Genomic DNA, 18,034 nt, shown 5'->3' with positions numbered 1-18,034 from the left:
AACAAAACGTCTTTCGCATGATACGATATACCACCTGCCATTTTTCCATCCTCACTTGTTTTTACTATATACTCCCCCGTCTTAGTGCGTGTCATCTCTGTCATTGGGTTTGGTGCCTGTCACCACCCGAAGATCATTAGGACACATAACAAAATTCGATATTTAACAAAGTTTTAGCCATAAGCTACTAAAAGAAATCGTCGGCGTTGCCGCTGTAGCATTGGCATTTCTACTGGGAGTTTAATTATAAGAAATTGTTTCTAAAGCCCGAGTTCGACAGTGACTAGGCAAACAAAATGCCTCTCGCCCCTTGATACAAAAGGGACGAGAGACATTTGGGCACACTTCGGGCGTGTATCTAGGCGCGAGGATGGATGCCTAGGATCTTCGGAGGAGGCTCCAGCCCTAGAGCCGTAAAGAGTTGCGCTTGTTTGGCCGTCAGCTCGGTTCGTTGATAAAGGTCGCCGTTTTTGGAAGAAAAATGTCCAAGCATAAGACGCTCACATTCGTCTCTTACGTTCGGCCACGATTCATGAGTCCGGATCTCTACGATCCGAACTAACAAGAGGGCCAGCCAACTGAGCAGCACATGCGCCCGGATGCGGTCTTCCAAACGATGATACATGGGACGCAACTCAAGTGTCGATTTCAACGTCCGAAAGGCCTGCTCGATATCCACCAGCTGCTTATACCCGATGGCGACATCTTCCGCAGACAAGGTATCGTCGGATGTTCGGATGAGATATTTGCCGTCATACTTTTCCGCTTCACGAACCGCTTGCTTGTCGATGCGAAGCGTTCCATCCTTCAATTGACGCAAGTATTTTCCGTAGGACGGATGGGAACGCAGCCGGCAGGTGGCCTTATGATGAGCTTCATTAGGGAGTTGGCGAAGCCCCTCCAACTCCTCTTTCAGCGATTCGAGCAGCGTTTCCCGTTCCTTGCGTTGGCGTTCGGCTTCGCTGGGATTGTACACGAGAACATAGCGCTGACGCGCTTCTCCGTCGCCCACGATGATTTCTTTGATATGCAAGTTCTCGCGAACTTGTTGGTAGCGCCCGCGACGGCTTAGGGCCTCTTCGACGGCGGCTTTGCCGGATCGCATTTTTTCGCCGACAATATAGTGTCCCCCGGCCTGTTGCAAGATTCGCAAATTCTCTTCAGAGGAAAAGCCGCGGTCCATGACGCTGATCACACGTCCAAGCTTCCAGCCAATCAAGTCTTGTTTCACCTGTTTGATGACCGTCATGTCCATGGTATTGCCAGGCCATACCCAAGCGCGAATCGGGATTCCTTCCCGGGTGACAGCCAGCCCAATGACGATTTGAACCAAATCAGGACGCTTATCTTTGGAAAACCCCTGCTTTCGAAGCGATTCTCCTTCCGGTGTTTCAGAGGGATCCACTTCGAAGTACGACGAAGTCGTATCAAAGTAAATCAAATCGACTTCCAGGTTCAATAAATCGGCCACGGCATGGAACACTTGGCGTTCCAATTCCGGCTGCACAGCCAGCAGCTCATCCATCGCCCGGTATAACTGGTGGCTGGCGACTTGGGGAAGATGAGGGATATGCACGTCCTTCTCCACCCACTCCTCCATCGCCAACTTGCTTGACGGATGAAGGGCACGATTCGCCACCATGGCAAAAATGAGCCGTTCCAACGGAATCTGATGATGTCGGGAGGCAAACAAGGAGTGGAGAATCTCTCCCAATCCCAGTTGTCTCCAGAGCTGATCCAAAAGCCAAGCGCCACCAAGGCGTTTGCTTGATTGAAACTGAAAGTCATCCGACACTTCTCCTGTCAACGTCTCGATTTCCCAAGCCTGCTCAGGAGAAAGGAATCGCGAAATGCTTTTGGCCAGACGCTCCAAGACAGCGCGATCCACCTCGTCTTCGCGCCCAAACGAATAAATCACCTTCGCTTTCGCATATTTGGCCTTCGGATCCCATTCGTTGTGAGCAAGCTGAAGATATGCAACAGTCGTTCCATCTTTGTTTTTGCGTGTGACTCTCCGTATGTACATGCCTATATTATAAACGATATTCGGCTATTTTAAAAGGTTAAATCATCAAGTCGTGTGCCTATGAAATTCAGCGTTTTTTTCTAGGATCCGCATCGTGAAATCCTTGATATTACAGCATTTTAACCATTTTCATTTGCCTAAAATGGCCTCAAAACTGTCGAACTCGGGTAAAGCTAGGGATTGATCAAACCGCTTCTTTATCGAGAACAAGAAGTAACATTTTCTTCGAGAAGCCTCTCTCTTCTAAACAGCGTGTAGGAGGAGACGGATCGGCAATTTTTTATTCCGCATAAACGAACATATGTGCTATTGTTGATCTGTAAAAAAGGTAATGCAAAAAGTGTTCCCCCAATCATCGTGACGTTGATGGATCGGGAAAGCTTCTCTCTTCGGTGCACCAGATGTTATTCGCAACTCATATTACATAATGGAAACAACAAACATGATGTCGTGAAGAAACACATACATATATAGGAATGGATCACGAACATTTTATCATCGGTTGGGTATTACTTTGATTGTCATTCCGTTAAATGGTTGCTAGAATAATGCATGCCGCATCTTTGGGCAGTACTTTTCCAAAATAATTTTTTATGACTTTATGTTGATGCGTGAGAGGAGTTCGGATATGTCGAAATCGTTCGTTTATATCTCCCTCGTCTTGATTATGATGATCTGGGGATTAAACGTGATTGCCATCAAGATTTTAGTTGAACATTTTTCGCCGGTGACGTTAACGTCGTTTCGGATTTTTACTGCAGGGATCGTTGGGGTTTGGTGCCTGTCACCACCCGAAATTTGTCGAAATATTGGTAATTGAAAGATAAAGGAGAGGGTATTACAATGATGGGTAAGAACTAATGTTCTGTGATTGGGAGGGATGGATGAGTGACGGTGAAGATTTTAAGCATTGGGTTAAGGGGGTTAGAAGGGTATCGGGTGCAGGTGGAGGTGCAGGAGGTGCCTGGGATTGCGGCGATGGTGATTGTTGGGTTGTCGGATGCGTCGGTGAAAGAGGCAAAGGAACGTGTTCTTGCTTCGCTTTATGCTTTCGGATGCGACTTTTTTGATAAAAGGCTCGTTGTTCATTTGTCTCCGCCGGAGCGGAAAAAGCATAGCCCGATGTTTGATTTGGCGATGGCGATTGGGATTTTGAAGGCAATGGGCAAGCTGACAGCGCCGGTTTCCCCCGATGCAGCGTTTTTAGGTTCGTTATCGTTGGATGGAGCGATTCAGCCGGTGGATGGCATGCTGCCAGCGATATTGGCAGCAAAGAAGCTCGGTTTTCAAAAAGTATACCTTCCGTATGATCCCACACTTCCGCTTCATCATTTGAAAGATCTCGATTGTATCTTTGTTCAGACATTGGAAGAAATGGTGCAATATCTGCAAGGACAACGCGTTCTTTCGTTACCCCCAGCTTTTCGCACTCCTGAAATTACGAACTCCCCGCGAAAGCATCATCGGGATTTTCAATCGATTATTGGCCATCATCAAGCAAAGCGAGCATTGGAGATCGCAGCGGCAGGCGGACATCACGTGTTAATGGTTGGACCGCCTGGGTGCGAGAAAAGTTTGTTGGCGGAAACGTTTCCGACGATTTTGCCGAGCCTTTCTCATGATGCGCAGTTAGAGGTGATCAGTTTGTACCAGCTGGCAGGGGAAAAAATCGAGAGCGGCCATCCGCCTTTTCGTCATCCGCATCATTCCGCTTCATCGGTTTCTTTAATTGGCGGGGGAACGCACCCAAAGCCTGGCGAAGTGTCGCTGGCACATCGCGGTGTTTTGTTTCTCGATGAAATGGCGGAATTTGCGAAAAAGACGCTGGATAATGCTTCGCCAGCCGTTAGAGACGGGGAAAGTGACGATTAGCCGTATTTCGTCGACGGTGACATATCCCGCGGACTTTATTTTGCTTGGGGCGATGAATCCGTGTCCGTGTGGATATTTAGGCTCAAGAACGCGCTATTGCACATGTAGTCCGAAACAAATTCAAGCGTATCGAAATCGTGTTTCCGGACCGATTTATGAAGCGTTATTATGGTAAATGGATTGACAATGACAGCGGAATGTTGGAAGTGAGTCGATATATTCATCTCAATCCTGTAGAAGCTCATATGGTGCATGCGCCGGAACTTTACCGATGGAGAGTTTATTTGTATATGCATCCCAAATCGCTGCCTCCGAAATTTATGAATATGGATGCATGATTAGATTACTTTTCAGGCACAAAAACAGAGCGGAAGAAAAAATATGCTGAATTTGTGAGGGGGTGAGGGTGCCTGTCACTTGTCAGCCATCGAAAGCGCGTGGAAATGGCATCAGCGGAAAGGACGATGATTAGGCCGCCCCTTGGTGGGGCGGTTTATTTATAGGCATTTTCTATATACAGCGGTTTCCCTAATGAAATGAGTGCAAGAAAATTCTTTAAGGTGTAAAATATAATTACAATACCGTTTTAAAAGGGAGAGGAAAGGTATATGGAAGGGAATATGGAAAAGAGGCCCTTCAATGTTTATTGTAATTCCATTAGTTTAAGTATGAGTCTTCATGATATTATCCTTAATCTTCAACAGCAATCGCCCGATGAGAATATATACCTCGGAAAGGTTACTATGAGCCCACAACACGCCAAACAATTTGCTTATTTGTTATTGAATTGATTAACGAACAAATCCATTAGTTTTGGCCGATTTTGCCTCTGGAATGGATTCCACTATATTATCCTTCGCTACGTTAATGCGGCTGGGGCGCACGAGCAGGGGGCAAAGCGGTTTTATTTTCTAGAGGGCTGGTGAAAAACGACCGATTTCGCCGAACCCGTTGCTTTCGGCTGAAAGAGAAGCGTTGATTTTACAGGACTTCTCAATTTGATAAGAGATTCCGTTTTCCGCGATTTTTCACGAAATCACCAGCCTTCCAGTTTCGAACATACTCGTTTTTAGTTAAGGGTATGGAGAACGAAACAGCGAAGGGAAAAGGTTTTTCCAAGGGATCTCCCCCTTCCCCGTGATGCGGGTGGGAGGGGGATCAAATGTATTTTATCATCGCCGTTTCATCGCAACAGTCCAGTTTCGGGCAGTTGACGCAATCAATCCACACTTTTTCCGGCAGTGTTGATTTGTCCACGATCTCAAACCCGCATTTTCGAAAAAACTCGACTTGGTAAGTAAAGGATATTAACCGCTTCACCCCGAGTCTGGCCGCTTCGTTCGCAATATGGTGGACGAGCAGGCGGCCGATTCCTTTCCCCATATGCTCAGGAGATACGACGAGCGAACGCACTTCCCCGAGATCGTGCCCTAGGATATGCAGCCCGGCGGTGCCGACGATTTGACCGTTTTCCCTGGCGACATACATGCATTGCAAGTGCTGGTAGATGGACAGCAGCGAGCGGGGCAGCACGAGTCCTTTTTTTGCATAGTGTTGGATGAGCGCGTGCATGTCTTTGACATCGCTCGTGACGGCATGGTCGATTTGCATTGGGATCCCTCGCGATCAATCGTCATTGTATGTTTATAAATATACATTATTTTGTTTTTATATTCAACTACAGATTTTCGTTGGCTGGGGGATGTTTCTGCCAAACGCTGCGTGGCAGGAGGAGGAAAAAGAATGCCATTGTCGAAAGAATAAAGTGTTTTTTGGAAAGCAACAGGAATATGCATTGGATGATGGCATATTGGTCGATTGAATCGTATGGAAGTGTAGGGTTTTTCATGAAACGAGGGGAAGGATATGAGCACGATTACCACGTTTGACAGTACGGTCGAAAGTTTGCTTGATTTGCTTGAAAGCATTCAAGAATGTCGAACACAGCTTCCTGATTTTCAGAGAGGCTGGGTTTGGGATGACGAGCGGATTCGAAATCTGTTGATCAGTGTTTCTCTCTCTTATCCGATCGGTGCGGTGATGATGTTGCAGACGGGAAATCCGAATGTCCGTTTTGCCTCAAGGCCGATTGAAGGGGTCGACAACCCCCGCCAAGTGGAGCCGGAACGGCTGATTCTTGACGGTCAACAGCGGCTGACGGCGCTGTTTCAATCATTGAAATTGAAAGCGCCTGTAGCGACAAGAGACAAGAGAGACAAGGCAATCAAACGGTTCTACTATATTGACATTGACAAAATGTTAGATCCGAACGTCGACCGAGAAGAGACGATTGTCAGCGTCCCGGAAGATCGAATCATTCGCGGGCCGGGAGGGAGAGTCGTTCTTGATTGTTCTGACTTGGAGAAAGAATGCGAAGCGGGAATGCTTCCGGTGAATTTGCTTTTCGATCCTGCGGGGTTGTTGGTGTGGCAGACGTGCTATTTTTCGGATTCAGCGAGGCTTGCGGAACGGTCGTTGAAGTGGCAAAAGTTGATGACGGACGTATTTCCCCGTTTTCAGCAATATCAAGTGCCTGTTATTATGCTTCGGAAGCCGACTCCGAAAGAGGCGGTTTGCCAAGTTTTTGAGAATGTAAACACGGGGGGCGTCTCTCTGACCGTCTTCGAGCTTCTTACCGCCACATTTGCGGCGGAAGATTTCAAGCTGAGGGATGATTGGGAAGAGAAGGAAGCAAAATTAAAGAGATCTGGAGAAATTTACAACAAAGTGTTGGCTGATATCAGCAGCACCGACTTCCTGCAGGCAGTTGCGTTGTTGGCCACGTACAATCGACGAAAAGCGGGGGACGGCGTGGCGGTCAGTTGCAAGCGGCGCGACATCTTGCAGTTGACGTTGGCGGATTACCAAAGATGGGCGGATCGGGTGACGGAAGGGTTTATTCAGGCGGCTCAATTTTTGCATGAGCAGCATGTGTTTTCCGCGCGCGACTTGCCGTACGGCACCCAGTTGATCCCGCTGGCGGCCATTTTTGTCGAGCTGGGAAAAGAGGCGCACAATGTTTGTGTCCGTGACCGAATCGCCCGTTGGTATTGGTGCGGTGTATTGGGTGAATTGTATGGAGGAGCGACGGAGACGCGGATTGCCCGTGACGTGGTGGAAGTCGTCGAATGGATTCGCGGCGGTGCGGAGCCGACGACGGTGCGGGATGCCCATTTCGCCGCTGACCGTCTCTTCACGCTGCGCACGCGAAACAGCGCCGCTTATAAAGGGTTGCACGCCTTGCTCATGAGGGAAGGGGCGCGGGATTTCCTATCTGGCGTACCGATCGATATTCAGACGTATTACGGCGAATCGATTGATATTCACCATATTTTCCCTCGTGACTATTGTGAAAAACGAGGGATTGAGAAAGCGAAGTACGATTGCATTATGAATAAAACTCCATTGTCCTATAAAACGAATCGGATGATTGGCCGTGATGCTCCAAGTGTATATTTGAAGAAACTAGAGGAGAGGAACGGCGTTTCGGCAGCGGTGTTGGATGACATCCTGCAAACGCATGTCATTGATGTGGCATCCATAAGAGCGGATGATTTTGACCAGTTTTTTGAAAAAAGAAGGCTGGCTCTGCTTGCGATGATCGAGCGGGTGATGGGTAAGAAAGTGGAGTGAGTGGGATGGGCGGATGTTGCAGGGGAGAGGTTTTGGTTTATATTTCAAGGAAAAGGATCTTTAGGACCTTTTTGGCAAATGCCTTGGAACGACGTATCCGCGGGGAGATCAAAGGGGGAAAGCTTGATGGAAAAACAGGAACAGATACATTGGCTGCTGGACAGCAGACAAATGGAAATAGAATATGTGAACTACCCACCACCTACGCTTCGCTTAGAGGTGGGGGCTTCAAGCGACTTGTGTGTGTTCGCTGAACGGTAAGCCACACACAAGAACCCTTTACGCTTCCCTTCGTTCCGAAGGTGTCCGTTCTAGCCATATTCTATCATATTCGTTGGCTAACGCCAACCGAAATTCATCTCCCACTTTCACTGGTGCTGGCGCACCTTCACGTTTAGAAGTAGGAGACTTCTTTCGGAGGGAAGTTAAAAGAAATCATAAGAAGTTTAGGCAATACGAAGGAGAGGCTTTTAGACATCATTACTAACCCTGGGAATTATGATGAACAAACGGTTCAACGAGCATGGGATCATTTGAAAATGATCGACCTAAGATTGTTGGGGGAAAAAGACTGGGTAAAAATACATAATGAGATGATCAACGTCAAGTGGGAATTGAAAAAGATCCGGAAATGGTGCCGCCAGCGGAAACGGGATCATGGTGATGGGAAATGAGGGCCCCTGTTTGTCAAATATGTATGGACAAAAGAGGGGAAACTGTTTATGGGTGAAGGAGAAACATCCTTCTTCTGATCTTTATGCATCTTTTGTTTTTCAAAAAGACGGCAGCCCCAAGGATAGGCTGCCGATTTTCGTGTTTACGCATTTGCTTCTGGAGACAGTTCAACAGCGACGCGGATGGCCTCGAGCATGCTTTGCTCGCAAGCCATCCAAAATGCGTTAGCCCGCGCTCGTTCTTGAAGGGTAAACCAGTTGGCGAGCAATACGAGAACCGCTGGCCAAACCCCTCCTTCAGCTACGCCTAGCAAGAATCGAACGAGTTTTAGCTGTCCCTCGGTTTGAACAAAACCAGAGGCCATAGCGGCCAATCCCCAAAGGATCATCAAGATAAAAATAAACTTTTTGGCTGACCATTTTGTGGCTAAGATGCCCCCAGGGATTTGCAATAATAAATATCCGAAGAAGATTCCAGCGATATCTCCAGCTGCAGAAGAAGAAATATTTAAATCTTCCTGTATATAAGGCATCAACACACCTATGTTAATACGATCCATATACGCAAGCATGTACATGATAAAGGCGACAGGAATGATTCTTGCCCATTTTGATTTCATCGTACTCCCCCATTTTACATGAAGATTTTTTCGCAACCGCTTTCAAATAGCGTGTGATGGAAAGCAATACGGACAAAACGACTGCCCGATTGCTTTCGGTCAGCTGGACGGTTTATGCTGTTTGTAAGGAGCGAAACCGTCCAGCGTATTTAGCGGCCACTTTAATGCATTCTTCCATACTTATGCTGCTTGCAATGCCTTTTCCTGCGATGTCGAACGCGGTTCCGTGGTCAACGGATGTGCGTAAAAATGGAAGTCCATTGGTAATCGAAATGGTTCTTTCAAAATCGGCCATCTTTGCGGCGATATGACCTTGGTCATGATAAAGGGAAAGAATGGCATCATAGCGTCCATTTAACATCTTTCCGAAAGAAGTCTCCCACTTCTAAACGAAGTGAAAGTGGGAGATGAATTTCGGTTAGGTATAGCCTAAAATTGTCTCTTTTTTGTGTATTACAATATAATCAGTTATAGAAAAAATATATCGAAAATCAAGGTATGAAGTGAGGTGATTGGATATGGCAAACAAGGCATACAAGTTTCGTTTGTACCCAACAAAAGAACAAGAACAACTGCTCGCCAAAACCTTCGGTTGTGTCCGTTTCGTTTACAACAAAATGCTTGAAGAACGCATACAAATGTTTGAAAAGTTCAAGGACGATCAAGAATCCTTGAAACAGCAAACATGTCCGACCCCTGCCAAGTACAAAAAGGAGTTTCCTTGGCTAAAAGAAGTGGACAGCCTTGCGCTGGCAAATGCTCAACTAAATTTGCAGAAAGCATTTCAACACTTCTTTTCCGGCCGCGCTGGATTTCCCAAGTTCAAAAACCGCAAGGCGAAACAGTCGTACACCACAAATATGGTAAATGGCAACATCAAGCTTTCAGATGGCTGTATCAAGCTGCCCAAACTGAAATGGATCAAGCTCAAGCAACATCGGGAGATTCCTGCCCACCATATCATCAAGTCTTGTACGATCACGAAAACCAAAACAGGAAAATACTATATTTCTATTCTCACAGAGTACGAACATCAACCTGCCCCAAAAGAAGTACAAACGGTGGTTGGGCTTGACTTTTCCATGAGTACGCTGTATGTCGATAGCGAGGGTAAGAGAGCCAATTATCCTCGATTCTATCGCAAAGCATTGGAAACATTAGCGAAAGAACAGCGTAAATTGTCTCGTAAAAAGAAAGGCTCGAATCGTTGGCATAAACAGCGTCTGAAAGTGGCAAAGCTGCATGAAAAAATTGCGAACCAACGAAAAGACTTTCTGCATAAGGAGTCGCACAAATTAGCGAAACGGTATGATTGCGTGGTCATCGAAGACCTCAACATGAAAGGGATGTCACAAGCCCTCCATTTCGGTCAACGAGTTCATGACAACGGCTGGGGCATGTTCACCACTTTCCTTCAGTACAAGCTGGCCGAACAGGGGAAGAAGCTGATCAAAATCGACAAATGGTTCCCCTCGTCCAAAACGTGTTCGTGCTGCGGTCGAGTCAAGGAGTCTCTATCGCTTTCTGAGCGTACATTCCGCTGTGAATGTGGATTCGAGAGCGACAGGGACGTCAATGCGGCCATCAATATCAAACATGAGGGCATGAAACGATTCGCGATCGTCTAACTTGTCCTCGAACCGTGGGGCACACGGGGATCGCTCGGTCAACTTCCCATCATGAGATGGGATTACCCGAGAAGCCCCCACCTCTAAGCGAAGCGTAGGTGGTGGGAGTATGTCACAGCATGATGGAATACTGAATCGGCAGGAACAGGGCCAATCGCGTTGATTCCCTTTTCTTGCGCCATTTGAATGCCTGGGAGAATCTCATCGATTTCTTCCCTTCCAAACAGCCCATTTTCTCCACCATGTGGGTTTAATGCGGCAACGGCGATTTTCCGATTTTCTACTCCCAAGCGTTGTAGGGCTTGATCACAACGAATGAGATAGTCGCAAACTCTTTTTTTGTCATGGCAGCGATGGCATCTTTCAAGGACAGATGTCTCGTTAAGAAGAAAATGCGCATATTTCTTACTTCAAACATCGTCAGCGGATCATCGGTGTTGGTCAAAGCAGCTAAAATCTCTGTATGGCCGATAAAAGGAACATTGGCAGCTTTCAGCGACTCTTTATTGATCGGTGTGGTTGCTAAAGCTGATACGCTTCCATTCAATGCCAAACGAACAGCCGTTTCAATATATTCATAGGCTGCCTTGCCACATTGTGCTTGGACTTTTCCCATTTCAAGGGTGTCCACATTTACATTGTTCAGTGAAATAACATCAATCGTTCCGTGTTCATATTTCCCTTCGATCTTCTGTGTCGAAGGAAGCGAAGATCGACGGAGATGGGAAACATTGACCAATCGATTGCACGAACATTGAAATGGGCAAGAAAATTAGTGATTGATATATTGCTGAAAAGAGAAAATGCCATTGCGTTTGACCCACCTTAATAAAGAGAAATGTTTAAGCAGCAATTTGCTAAATCAGGCTGCTGTTTTTTGTGATAATATTCTAAATAAAGAAGGGAGGAGTGTAGAATGAGAGAAGAAGAGTTTCGAAGATTCTTAATGAACGACAGCAATATAAAAAGCAAAGTGAAAGCAGTTCATTCAAGAGTAGCAAAGGCTTTAAGGGTCGAACGAGAGCTGAACGTCAATTTAGATGATATTGTGAAAAATGATGAAGCCATGTATCATTTGTTGCTGCAAATTCAAGAAAGGCTTAATGATAAGCTATATCATAATGCTTATCAAAATGCGGTGCGAAAATATTATTTGTTTGTGAACGGAAAGGAGTTTCCGAGATTAAGGCGATATTAACAAGATGCAGTCAGAGTTTGCGGGTGACTATTCAGCCCGTACATAGAAAAAATTGGTTCATCACCAAAAGATGTACTTGACTTTTAAAGACAAACATGATAGCAATGTTGCTCAAAGAGATGTGTGGTATAAAAAGGAAAAATGCTGTTTTGATTTTCTCTATCATAATCGTCTTTCTTTGTCAAGTACACTTTGTGGTGAAGAGCCAAAATCTGTGAACTATATACATGCAACATGAAGAGTTAACTTCTCAGTCATCCTGCACACCCTAAGCGCTGCAGCACTTCCTCCGGACGTTCGTGGATGTAGTTGACAAACCGAGTAATGGCTTGAATGATATCGTTGCGATCCTTGTGAAATACATTGGCAATCACCGTATCTTTCAGCCATTTCCATAAGCGTTCAATCGGGTTCAGCTGTGGCGAATAGGGAGGAAGGTAAATAAAGTGAAAACACTGCCCTTCTTCCCGCAAAAACTCCTTGACCATTTTGGCATGGTGAATGCGGGCGTTATCCAACACCAAGACCATGAGACGGTCCGGATAGCGCTCTTTGAGCATTCTCAAGAAATCCAAGAACGTCGCGGCATTGGCAGCGGTCGTTTGATGAAGCACCGTTTCGCCATCGTGGATGTTGACCGCGCCAAACAGCGATACGTGGGCATGATGGCCGAACGTCGGCACTTGTTTTTGGCGGCCGACTTCCGACCATGTGGACCGCAAGACATGGTAAGAGCGGATATGTGTTTCATCAAGGTACAACAAGACCGAATCAGGATCCATTAAGTTTTTTTTATGAAGTCGATCTGTTTCTCAAAATTCTTTTGTCGATCCGGATCGCCTTTCGCCAATGTGTAGGTCGGCCGTGTCCACGACAGCCCTTTGCGGTGCAGGAGTTTTCGCAACGCTTCGCGGGAAATGCAAACACCGAAGTGCTTTTCGACATAGGATTGCAGGAGTTTGGTGTTCCACGCCGAAGCGACGTCCCAGCCCAGTTCCGCGGGAGTGGTGGTCAACACAAGCTGTTTGATCTCTTCCTGCTGTTCTTCGGTGAGAAACGGCTCCCGCCCGGGGGCGAAATCCCGATGAAGCAAGAGCTCCAGACCGCCTTCGTTGAACAGCGACACATAATGGGAAACGGTTTGTCGGCACACGTTGACCATGGAGGCCACCTCTTTGCCCAAATAGCCTTCCATGACCAGGCGAACCGCCATCACCCGTTGGCGAAGAAGGGTGTTTTTGATTTTCCGTTCCTGTTTGCGAAGTGTCCGAGGTGTCCATCCGTGATCGTTGGTGATTTTGAGACGTTTCATGCAGAATTCCGCTCCTTTTCCATGCTTTTCCTTAGGAGCAGTATAACCGGAGTGGGAACCACTTATACGAAGGTTAACTTTTCAATGAGCATATATATAGTCAACACCGGAATGCTGGGAAGTCCCTATGTCCTGGGCCTTCGTTCTTAAAAATTTTATGGAAGGAAAAGGGTTCTGAGACCCGAGTTCGACAGTTTTGAGGCCATTTTAGGCAAATGAAAATGGTCAAAATGCTGTAATATCAAGGATTTCACGATGTGAATCCTAGAAAAAAACGCTGAATTTCATAGGCACACGATTTTATAATTTAACCTTTTAAAATAGCCGAATATCGTTTATAATATAGGCATGTACATGCCGAAAGTAACACGCAAAAATAAAGATGGAACGACCGTGGCGTATCTCCAGCTTGCTCACAACGAATGGGATCCGAAGGTCAAATATGCAAAAACGAAGGTGATTGATTCGTTTGGGCGCGAAGACGAGGTGGATCGCGCTGTCTTGGAGCGTCTGGCCAAAAGCATTTCGCGATTCCTTTCTCCTGACTCATGAATCGTGGCCGAAAGTAAGGGACGAATGCGAGCGTCTTATGCTTGGACATTTTTCTTCAAAAACGGAGACCTTGATCAACGAACCGAGCTGACGGCCAAACAAGCGCAACTCTTTGCGGCTCTAGGGCTGGAACCTCCTCCGAAGATCCTAGGCATCCATCCTCGCCCCTAGATACACGCCCAAAGTGTGCTCAAATGCCTCCCGTCCCTTTTTTATCAAGGGTCGAGAGGCATTTTGTTTGCCTAGTCACTGTCGAACTCGGGTGAGAAAAAAGGTCGAAATTAAACAACGGACATCTACATAAAAGGACATGGAGGGAATTCCATTGAGTGTGTTTCGGGAACTTGGCAGATTAGCAGGGAAAGCAACAGGGGCATTGATCGGAGGAGCGGTAAACGCAGTCGGCGAGCTGGCGGACAGCCGCTTTCTCAAAGAGGTCGGAGACGGGGTGAAAAAGGCGTCCGAATTCGCTGGCGACACGCTCGGCCAGGCAGTTGACGGCGCATGGAATGCGGCTTCCGGCCTTATCCAGAAGGACGAGGCGAAGATCGAGAGAGGGCTGGAAAACATCGGCCAGTCGATTTCACGCACGGCAAAAGGCGTATATGAGACCGCTAAACATACATACCAAAGCGGCAAGGAAGTGTATGAGGGGATGCGCGATGATGACGTCCAAAAGGTGAAAAACGGGCTGGCCAGCATCGCCAAAACGGCGGCGATAGGAACGTTGGCTGTCGGAATTGTCGACATGATCGATGGGGTCGAGGGGAGTGAAGATGTGAACTTGGAAACCCATGGTGCAGATGATCCGAATCAAGCGGTCAGTTCCGCGTCCCTTGAAGCAGCTGCGGATATCGAATCAGACGAAAGCCCGGGAACGCACCATGTCCGCCCACACTGGGTGGACGGGCATTGGCGTGACGGACAGTGGATTGAAGGATATTGGCGCGACGGCGACGGGAACATAGACGTGAACTTGACCGAGGAACAGGGCGGCGGCTATGAGCGGACGAATCCGGACGGGAATTCGGAGAACAACTTCACGTCGGCCTGAAGGCCTTTGGGGAGTGCGGTGCGCAGCCGCGATGGATCGCAATCGATGGTTTTGACGATTGAGGCCGTTCATACATAGAGAAGGGGGAGACTGCAGGGTGCTGGATCGGATCAAAGGCGGACTGTTTGGGGTGGCGATCGGGGATGCGCTTGGGGCGACGACGGAGTTTATGAGCGCTGATGACGTCCGCCGCAAGTATGGAAAGGTGACGGACATCATTGGCGGCGGTTTCCTTGACTTGAAGCCCGGGGAAGTAACGGACGATACGGCGATGACGATCGCGGTGGCGCGGGGGATCATTCGCGATCCGACATGCCCGATTCATGACATTGGCGAAGAGTTTTTGCGGTGGTACGAGACTGACCCGCCCGATGTCGGCATCATCATCCGCACGGTGTTGAGGCGGTATCAGGGCGACTGGTTTGCGGCCGCGGTGCAGGCTTGCGAGGAGTTGGGGGGAAGATGTGCAGGCAATGGATCGCTGATGCGCTGTTTGCCGATCGCGCTGGCGTATGCGGACCAAGAGAAGATGGAAGAAATAACGGCTTTGCATTCCCGCATGACGCATGCGGACGAACGGGCGACGGAAGCGTGCCTGATTTACAACCGCATCGCCTTTCGGGTGCTTCAAGGGGAGCCGCTCGCTAAGGCGATTCGGAAGGAAGTGGAGCACACCCGCTATGAGCCGCTCCTTATGGTGACGCCTGCCTATCCTCCTGACGGGTATGTCGTCCATACGATGGGGTGGGTGTTGCATTGGCTGCTTCGTTGTGAATCGTTTGAAGATGTCGTCATTTCGGCCGCGAATATGGGTGGGGACAGCGATACGATCGCAGCCATTGCGGGAGGACTGAAAGGGCTTGAAGCCGGGTACAGCCAGTTGCCAAAGCGGTTTGTGGAAACGATCGGTTGCGCGGATGAACTGGAAAAACTGGCGGTGCAACTGGCCGATGTGCGAAGTTCGTTCAGTCCGAGCGGTGCGGATGGGGCGAACGGAATGAGGGACAAAGAAGGATAGGGGGTGAAACGGATGGATCGACAAACGTTTGCCGAGGAAATGTGGAAGTCGTTGCTGGATAAGCTGTACGAAGGAAAAATCGTATCGACGTTCAAAGGGAAGGAGGCGTTTCGCGTCGTCTCGTTTTCCGATGAGGGGATTACCGTGCGCTTGACTTCGAAGGAAAAGGAAGTGTTTCTAAGCAAGAAGGCGATGCTCAACGTGATTGAAAAACTCATCGCCCATGAAGATGGCGTTCGGCAAAAAATGGTGGACCCGGAATCCCGTCTAAAGTTAGGGCTGTTTTTGCTTCACCCGTGGACGGAGAAAGTGGTGTGTCTGGAGGATGGAAAGCGCCGTCCGTATTTGTTGTTAACGGATGAGGCACGCCGGCGGCTGGCAAGTGGCGAGTAGAGGGATTGACACACTGGGACGTGCGCTCGCTTTGGCGGCCAAAGGCCAAGGGAAAAGTCCGGCTGTTGCTTGTTCCACACGCCAAGAGCCATAGGGAAAAGACCAGTGATAAGAGCCGCGCGGTTGCGGCTCTTTTGTGCTGCCTATTTGTCCATTTCCTTCGCGAGATCGGCGACTTCAGCGACGGTCAGGCCGATTCGCTTTGTTGTTTCCGGCATCAGGAACATCATTCTGGGAGGAAGTGATAACAAGGAATGCTTGTTTCGTTTTGATCGGCTCTGCGGTTTGCCATTGGCGACCGGCAAAATAGAGAAATGACTTTGTTGTGCTTTTAGGAAGACGATGCGGTCTAAATCAGCTGTTGATGAAGTCATTCAATTCTTGGAGCATGCCCGTGAATATTGGGTCATGATGAATGGTGTCATATATGCTCGGGGAAATGGTGATATAATCATTTGATAAAAGATTCAGCAGTCTATGTTCGTGTTGAGGAAACAGAAGAGGATAAAGCGCAAAATCTTTTATATTGGCTGTGACGAGAATGCAGTCGTATTGCCAAGCGGTTAGCAGGATACGGGCATCAGACACGCTGCCGTATTCCATGTCTCTCATGGCATTGATTTTCCTCTGGTATTCAGAGCGAATATAAGCCGCCATTTTCCTTACTTGATGTTCCATATCGGGAGTTGTCCAATCAGGAATCGTTATCGTTATATTTTCCAACAATTCCGAGATCCGTTGCCTTTCCTTTTCGCCAAGTGTGTAGGATTGCAATTCAAGCTCTCGGATGACTTCTTTAGGGATATAGAGCACAGCCTCTTCATGGCGAACTTCCTGCAAAACATTTTTCCAAAAACGCTTGGCGGCTTTTTTGTGGTTCGTGTGGGCAGATGAGCTTGACTTGTATCGGAATACGTTTGTATCCAGTAAATATGCTTTTGTTTCCCTGCCGTTTCCGCTCATGAAGAACTTTCTCCTATTCTCCAAACTCTTTTTCCATTTTTTCCGCGATACGAATCGACTGGCTTTTCAGCTGTTCTCTCATTTGGAGAAATGAAGGCCAGTTTGGGTGGTGAAAAAACTGTGCGGCCGGGATGATCCATTTTCCACTGTCTCCAAGCCGTTGGTAAGCCTCGATTTTTCCTTCTGCGCAATAACGGCGCACCATTTGCGGCGTGACATCAAGCAGAAGAGCCACATCGCGGACATGGAGATCATCTGGAATTGTTTGTTCCGCCATTTCGGTAAGAATATGCCGTACGCTCTGTTTTTCCTGGTCGCTTAGGTTGGAATAGATTTCTTTTTTTCGCTTCTCAAGTTCAAGCGACTGTTGGACCAATTCTACATAACGTCGAACGTTGTCGCTTAGTACAGTTTCGTGAAGAGGTGGGGGGGCTGTCTTTCGGGTTTCTGTTTTGCGGGACAAAGTACTCATTTTTCTTTCCCTCCTTGATGTTTATATCCATTATACTATTTTGGCTGGAGAAACAAAAGAAAAAAAGGAAACAAAAGAAATTGAGATCTTGCCAAGCAGCAAAGGGAAGATGAAAAGAGCCGCGCGGTTGCGGCTCTTTTGTGCTGCCTATTTGTCCATTTCCTTTGCAAGGTCGGCGACTTCGGCGACGGTCAGGCCGGTCCGTTTCGCCACTTCGTGGATGGGCAAGACATCAAGGAAGTTTTTGGCGATTTCAATGGCTTTCTGTTTTTCGGCTTGCTTAACCGCTTGCTCTTTTTCCTGCATCACTTTCTTCAACATTTCTTCTCTTTCTTGTTCAAGTTCTTCGACTAACAGGCGAAACACTTTGTTCATTTTGATCCACTCCTTTACATTTTCGGCGTATGACCGGTCGATGAATTTGTCTGTGGCGGTCAGGACGCCGGCGATGATGTGCAGCTGTTTCGGTTCGTCGCCGATTGTTTTGGCCAGTTCGATCGTTTTTTCGATCATCGTTTGCCGGTCGAAGCGGGTGTGCATGAGCGGCACGAGGATGAGCTTCATCGTCTTTGGCGAGGAGACCCCCACTTCAACGACCAAAGGGAGTAAGTGGGGGAGG

General features: G+C 47.8%; 14 protein-coding genes and 7 pseudogenes. 11 read left to right on the top strand and 10 right to left on the bottom strand.

Features of this window, described 5'->3' with window-relative positions:
• Nucleotides 1-358: 358 nt before the first annotated feature.
• Nucleotides 359-2,026, bottom strand: coding sequence for an IS1634 family transposase (locus A0V43_RS14255; protein WP_063193420.1), 1,668 nt, complete (start codon nucleotides 2,024-2,026; stop codon nucleotides 359-361).
• Nucleotides 2,027-2,654: 628 nt separating this feature from the next.
• Here A0V43_RS14255 and A0V43_RS20565 point away from each other — a divergent pair.
• Nucleotides 2,655-2,795, top strand: a pseudogene (locus A0V43_RS20565) (EamA family transporter); the annotation flags it as partial.
• Between the two features lie 119 nt (nucleotides 2,796-2,914).
• A pseudogene (locus A0V43_RS14245) lies at nucleotides 2,915-4,064 on the top strand (YifB family Mg chelatase-like AAA ATPase); the annotation flags it as partial.
• Between the two features lie 992 nt (nucleotides 4,065-5,056).
• On the opposite strand, the gene A0V43_RS14235 reads toward A0V43_RS14245, so the two are convergent.
• Nucleotides 5,057-5,509 carry an N-acetyltransferase gene (locus tag A0V43_RS14235; protein WP_063193417.1) on the bottom strand — a complete coding sequence of 151 codons (453 nt, stop codon included), beginning with the start codon at nucleotides 5,507-5,509 and terminating at the stop codon, nucleotides 5,057-5,059.
• Between the two features lie 255 nt (nucleotides 5,510-5,764).
• Between A0V43_RS14235 and A0V43_RS14230 the strand changes: the two genes are divergently transcribed.
• Both A0V43_RS14230 and A0V43_RS20820 read left to right on the top strand, forming a co-directional pair.
• On the top strand, nucleotides 5,765-7,531 hold the full coding sequence (locus tag A0V43_RS14230; protein ID WP_063193416.1) for a GmrSD restriction endonuclease domain-containing protein: 1,767 nt from the start codon (nucleotides 5,765-5,767) through the stop codon (nucleotides 7,529-7,531).
• A 126-nt stretch (nucleotides 7,532-7,657) separates the two neighbouring features.
• Nucleotides 7,658-7,792 carry a hypothetical protein gene (locus tag A0V43_RS20820; RefSeq protein ID WP_257722292.1) on the top strand — a complete coding sequence of 45 codons (135 nt, stop codon included), beginning with the start codon at nucleotides 7,658-7,660 and terminating at the stop codon, nucleotides 7,790-7,792.
• Between the two features lie 556 nt (nucleotides 7,793-8,348).
• Here A0V43_RS20820 and A0V43_RS14220 read toward each other — a convergent pair.
• A complete protein-coding gene (locus tag A0V43_RS14220; protein ID WP_236930838.1) occupies nucleotides 8,349-8,825 on the bottom strand; it encodes an MFS transporter in 477 nt (158 codons plus the stop codon).
• A 112-nt stretch (nucleotides 8,826-8,937) separates the two neighbouring features.
• Nucleotides 8,938-9,189 (bottom strand): annotated as a pseudogene (locus tag A0V43_RS19355) (4-hydroxythreonine-4-phosphate dehydrogenase PdxA); the annotation flags it as partial.
• A 154-nt stretch (nucleotides 9,190-9,343) separates the two neighbouring features.
• Between A0V43_RS19355 and A0V43_RS14215 the strand changes: the two are divergent.
• A complete protein-coding gene (locus A0V43_RS14215; RefSeq protein WP_063193415.1) occupies nucleotides 9,344-10,453 on the top strand; it encodes an RNA-guided endonuclease InsQ/TnpB family protein in 1,110 nt (369 codons plus the stop codon).
• A gap of 113 nt (nucleotides 10,454-10,566) precedes the next feature.
• Here the strand turns inward: A0V43_RS14215 and A0V43_RS14210 are convergent.
• Nucleotides 10,567-11,138: pseudogene (locus tag A0V43_RS14210) on the bottom strand (4-hydroxythreonine-4-phosphate dehydrogenase PdxA); the annotation flags it as partial.
• Nucleotides 11,139-11,369: 231 nt separating this feature from the next.
• Between A0V43_RS14210 and A0V43_RS14205 the strand changes: the two are divergent.
• The gene (locus A0V43_RS14205) at nucleotides 11,370-11,651 is read left to right on the top strand and encodes a hypothetical protein (RefSeq protein WP_035018965.1); all 282 of its coding nucleotides are present in this window, start codon (nucleotides 11,370-11,372) and stop codon (nucleotides 11,649-11,651) included.
• 254 nt (nucleotides 11,652-11,905) lie between these two features.
• Here the strand turns inward: A0V43_RS14205 and A0V43_RS20740 are convergent, their stop codons facing one another.
• Together A0V43_RS20740 and A0V43_RS20735 are read right to left on the bottom strand one after the other, a co-directional pair.
• Nucleotides 11,906-12,433, bottom strand: a complete 528-nt coding sequence (locus A0V43_RS20740; RefSeq protein ID WP_014195312.1) for an IS630 family transposase — start codon at nucleotides 12,431-12,433, stop codon at nucleotides 11,906-11,908.
• Nucleotides 12,433-12,963: an IS630 family transposase gene (locus tag A0V43_RS20735; protein ID WP_063192184.1), complete on the bottom strand. Its 531-nt coding sequence runs from the start codon at nucleotides 12,961-12,963 to the stop codon at nucleotides 12,433-12,435. The genes A0V43_RS20740 and A0V43_RS20735 overlap by 1 nt, the downstream gene beginning before the upstream one ends.
• Nucleotides 12,964-13,311: 348 nt before the next feature.
• On the opposite strand from A0V43_RS20735, the pseudogene A0V43_RS14190 reads away from it, so the two are divergent.
• From A0V43_RS14190 to A0V43_RS14175, 5 genes and pseudogenes are all read left to right on the top strand, one after another.
• Nucleotides 13,312-13,509 (top strand): annotated as a pseudogene (locus A0V43_RS14190) (IS1634 family transposase); the annotation flags it as partial.
• Nucleotides 13,508-13,686: pseudogene (locus tag A0V43_RS21045) on the top strand (IS1634 family transposase); the annotation flags it as partial. The pseudogenes A0V43_RS14190 and A0V43_RS21045, both read left to right, overlap by 2 nt.
• 154 nt (nucleotides 13,687-13,840) lie before the next feature.
• Nucleotides 13,841-14,569, top strand: coding sequence for a hypothetical protein (locus A0V43_RS14185; RefSeq protein WP_063193413.1), 729 nt, complete (start codon nucleotides 13,841-13,843; stop codon nucleotides 14,567-14,569).
• Between the two features lie 97 nt (nucleotides 14,570-14,666).
• Nucleotides 14,667-15,587 (top strand): ADP-ribosylglycohydrolase family protein, encoded by a 921-nt coding sequence (locus A0V43_RS14180; protein WP_063193412.1) that lies wholly within the window; start codon nucleotides 14,667-14,669, stop codon nucleotides 15,585-15,587.
• A 12-nt stretch (nucleotides 15,588-15,599) separates the two neighbouring features.
• Nucleotides 15,600-15,980: a hypothetical protein gene (locus A0V43_RS14175; protein ID WP_063193411.1), complete on the top strand. Its 381-nt coding sequence runs from the start codon at nucleotides 15,600-15,602 to the stop codon at nucleotides 15,978-15,980.
• A gap of 354 nt (nucleotides 15,981-16,334) precedes the next feature.
• Here A0V43_RS14175 and A0V43_RS14170 read toward each other — a convergent pair whose 3' ends face one another.
• The 3 genes and pseudogenes from A0V43_RS14170 to A0V43_RS14160 all read right to left on the bottom strand — a co-directional run.
• Nucleotides 16,335-16,943, bottom strand: coding sequence for a DUF4411 family protein (locus tag A0V43_RS14170; protein ID WP_063193410.1), 609 nt, complete (start codon nucleotides 16,941-16,943; stop codon nucleotides 16,335-16,337).
• Between the two features lie 13 nt (nucleotides 16,944-16,956).
• Nucleotides 16,957-17,415 (bottom strand): MerR family transcriptional regulator, encoded by a 459-nt coding sequence (locus A0V43_RS14165; RefSeq protein ID WP_013524778.1) that lies wholly within the window; start codon nucleotides 17,413-17,415, stop codon nucleotides 16,957-16,959.
• Nucleotides 17,416-17,562: 147 nt separating this feature from the next.
• A pseudogene (locus tag A0V43_RS14160) lies at nucleotides 17,563-17,985 on the bottom strand (transcriptional regulator); the annotation flags it as partial.
• Nucleotides 17,986-18,034: the final 49 nt, after the last annotated feature.

Origin of the sequence: Geobacillus sp. JS12, assembly GCF_001592395.1 — a bacterium.
GTDB lineage: Bacteria > Bacillota > Bacilli > Bacillales > Anoxybacillaceae > Geobacillus > Geobacillus zalihae.
This window is presented reverse-complemented; position numbering and strand designations above follow the sequence as displayed.

Bases quoted from the DNA above. Each gene is read 5' to 3' on its own strand.
- A0V43_RS14255 (WP_063193420.1), bottom strand. From the start codon at position 2,026: ATGTACATACGGAGAGTCACACGCAAAAACAAAGATGGAACGACTGTT.
- A0V43_RS14235 (WP_063193417.1), bottom strand. From the start codon at position 5,509: ATGCAAATCGACCATGCCGTCACGAGCGATGTCAAAGACATGCACGCG.
- A0V43_RS14230 (WP_063193416.1), top strand. From the start codon at position 5,765: ATGAGCACGATTACCACGTTTGACAGTACGGTCGAAAGTTTGCTTGAT.
- A0V43_RS20820 (WP_257722292.1), top strand. From the start codon at position 7,658: ATGGAAAAACAGGAACAGATACATTGGCTGCTGGACAGCAGACAAATG.
- A0V43_RS14220 (WP_236930838.1), bottom strand. From the start codon at position 8,825: ATGAAATCAAAATGGGCAAGAATCATTCCTGTCGCCTTTATCATGTAC.
- A0V43_RS14215 (WP_063193415.1), top strand. From the start codon at position 9,344: ATGGCAAACAAGGCATACAAGTTTCGTTTGTACCCAACAAAAGAACAA.
- A0V43_RS14205 (WP_035018965.1), top strand. From the start codon at position 11,370: ATGAGAGAAGAAGAGTTTCGAAGATTCTTAATGAACGACAGCAATATA.
- A0V43_RS20740 (WP_014195312.1), bottom strand. From the start codon at position 12,433: ATGGATCCTGATTCGGTCTTGTTGTACCTTGATGAAACACATATCCGC.
- A0V43_RS20735 (WP_063192184.1), bottom strand. From the start codon at position 12,963: ATGAAACGTCTCAAAATCACCAACGATCACGGATGGACACCTCGGACA.
- A0V43_RS14175 (WP_063193411.1), top strand. From the start codon at position 15,600: ATGGATCGACAAACGTTTGCCGAGGAAATGTGGAAGTCGTTGCTGGAT.
- A0V43_RS14170 (WP_063193410.1), bottom strand. From the start codon at position 16,943: ATGAGCGGAAACGGCAGGGAAACAAAAGCATATTTACTGGATACAAAC.
- A0V43_RS14165 (WP_013524778.1), bottom strand. From the start codon at position 17,415: ATGAGTACTTTGTCCCGCAAAACAGAAACCCGAAAGACAGCCCCCCCA.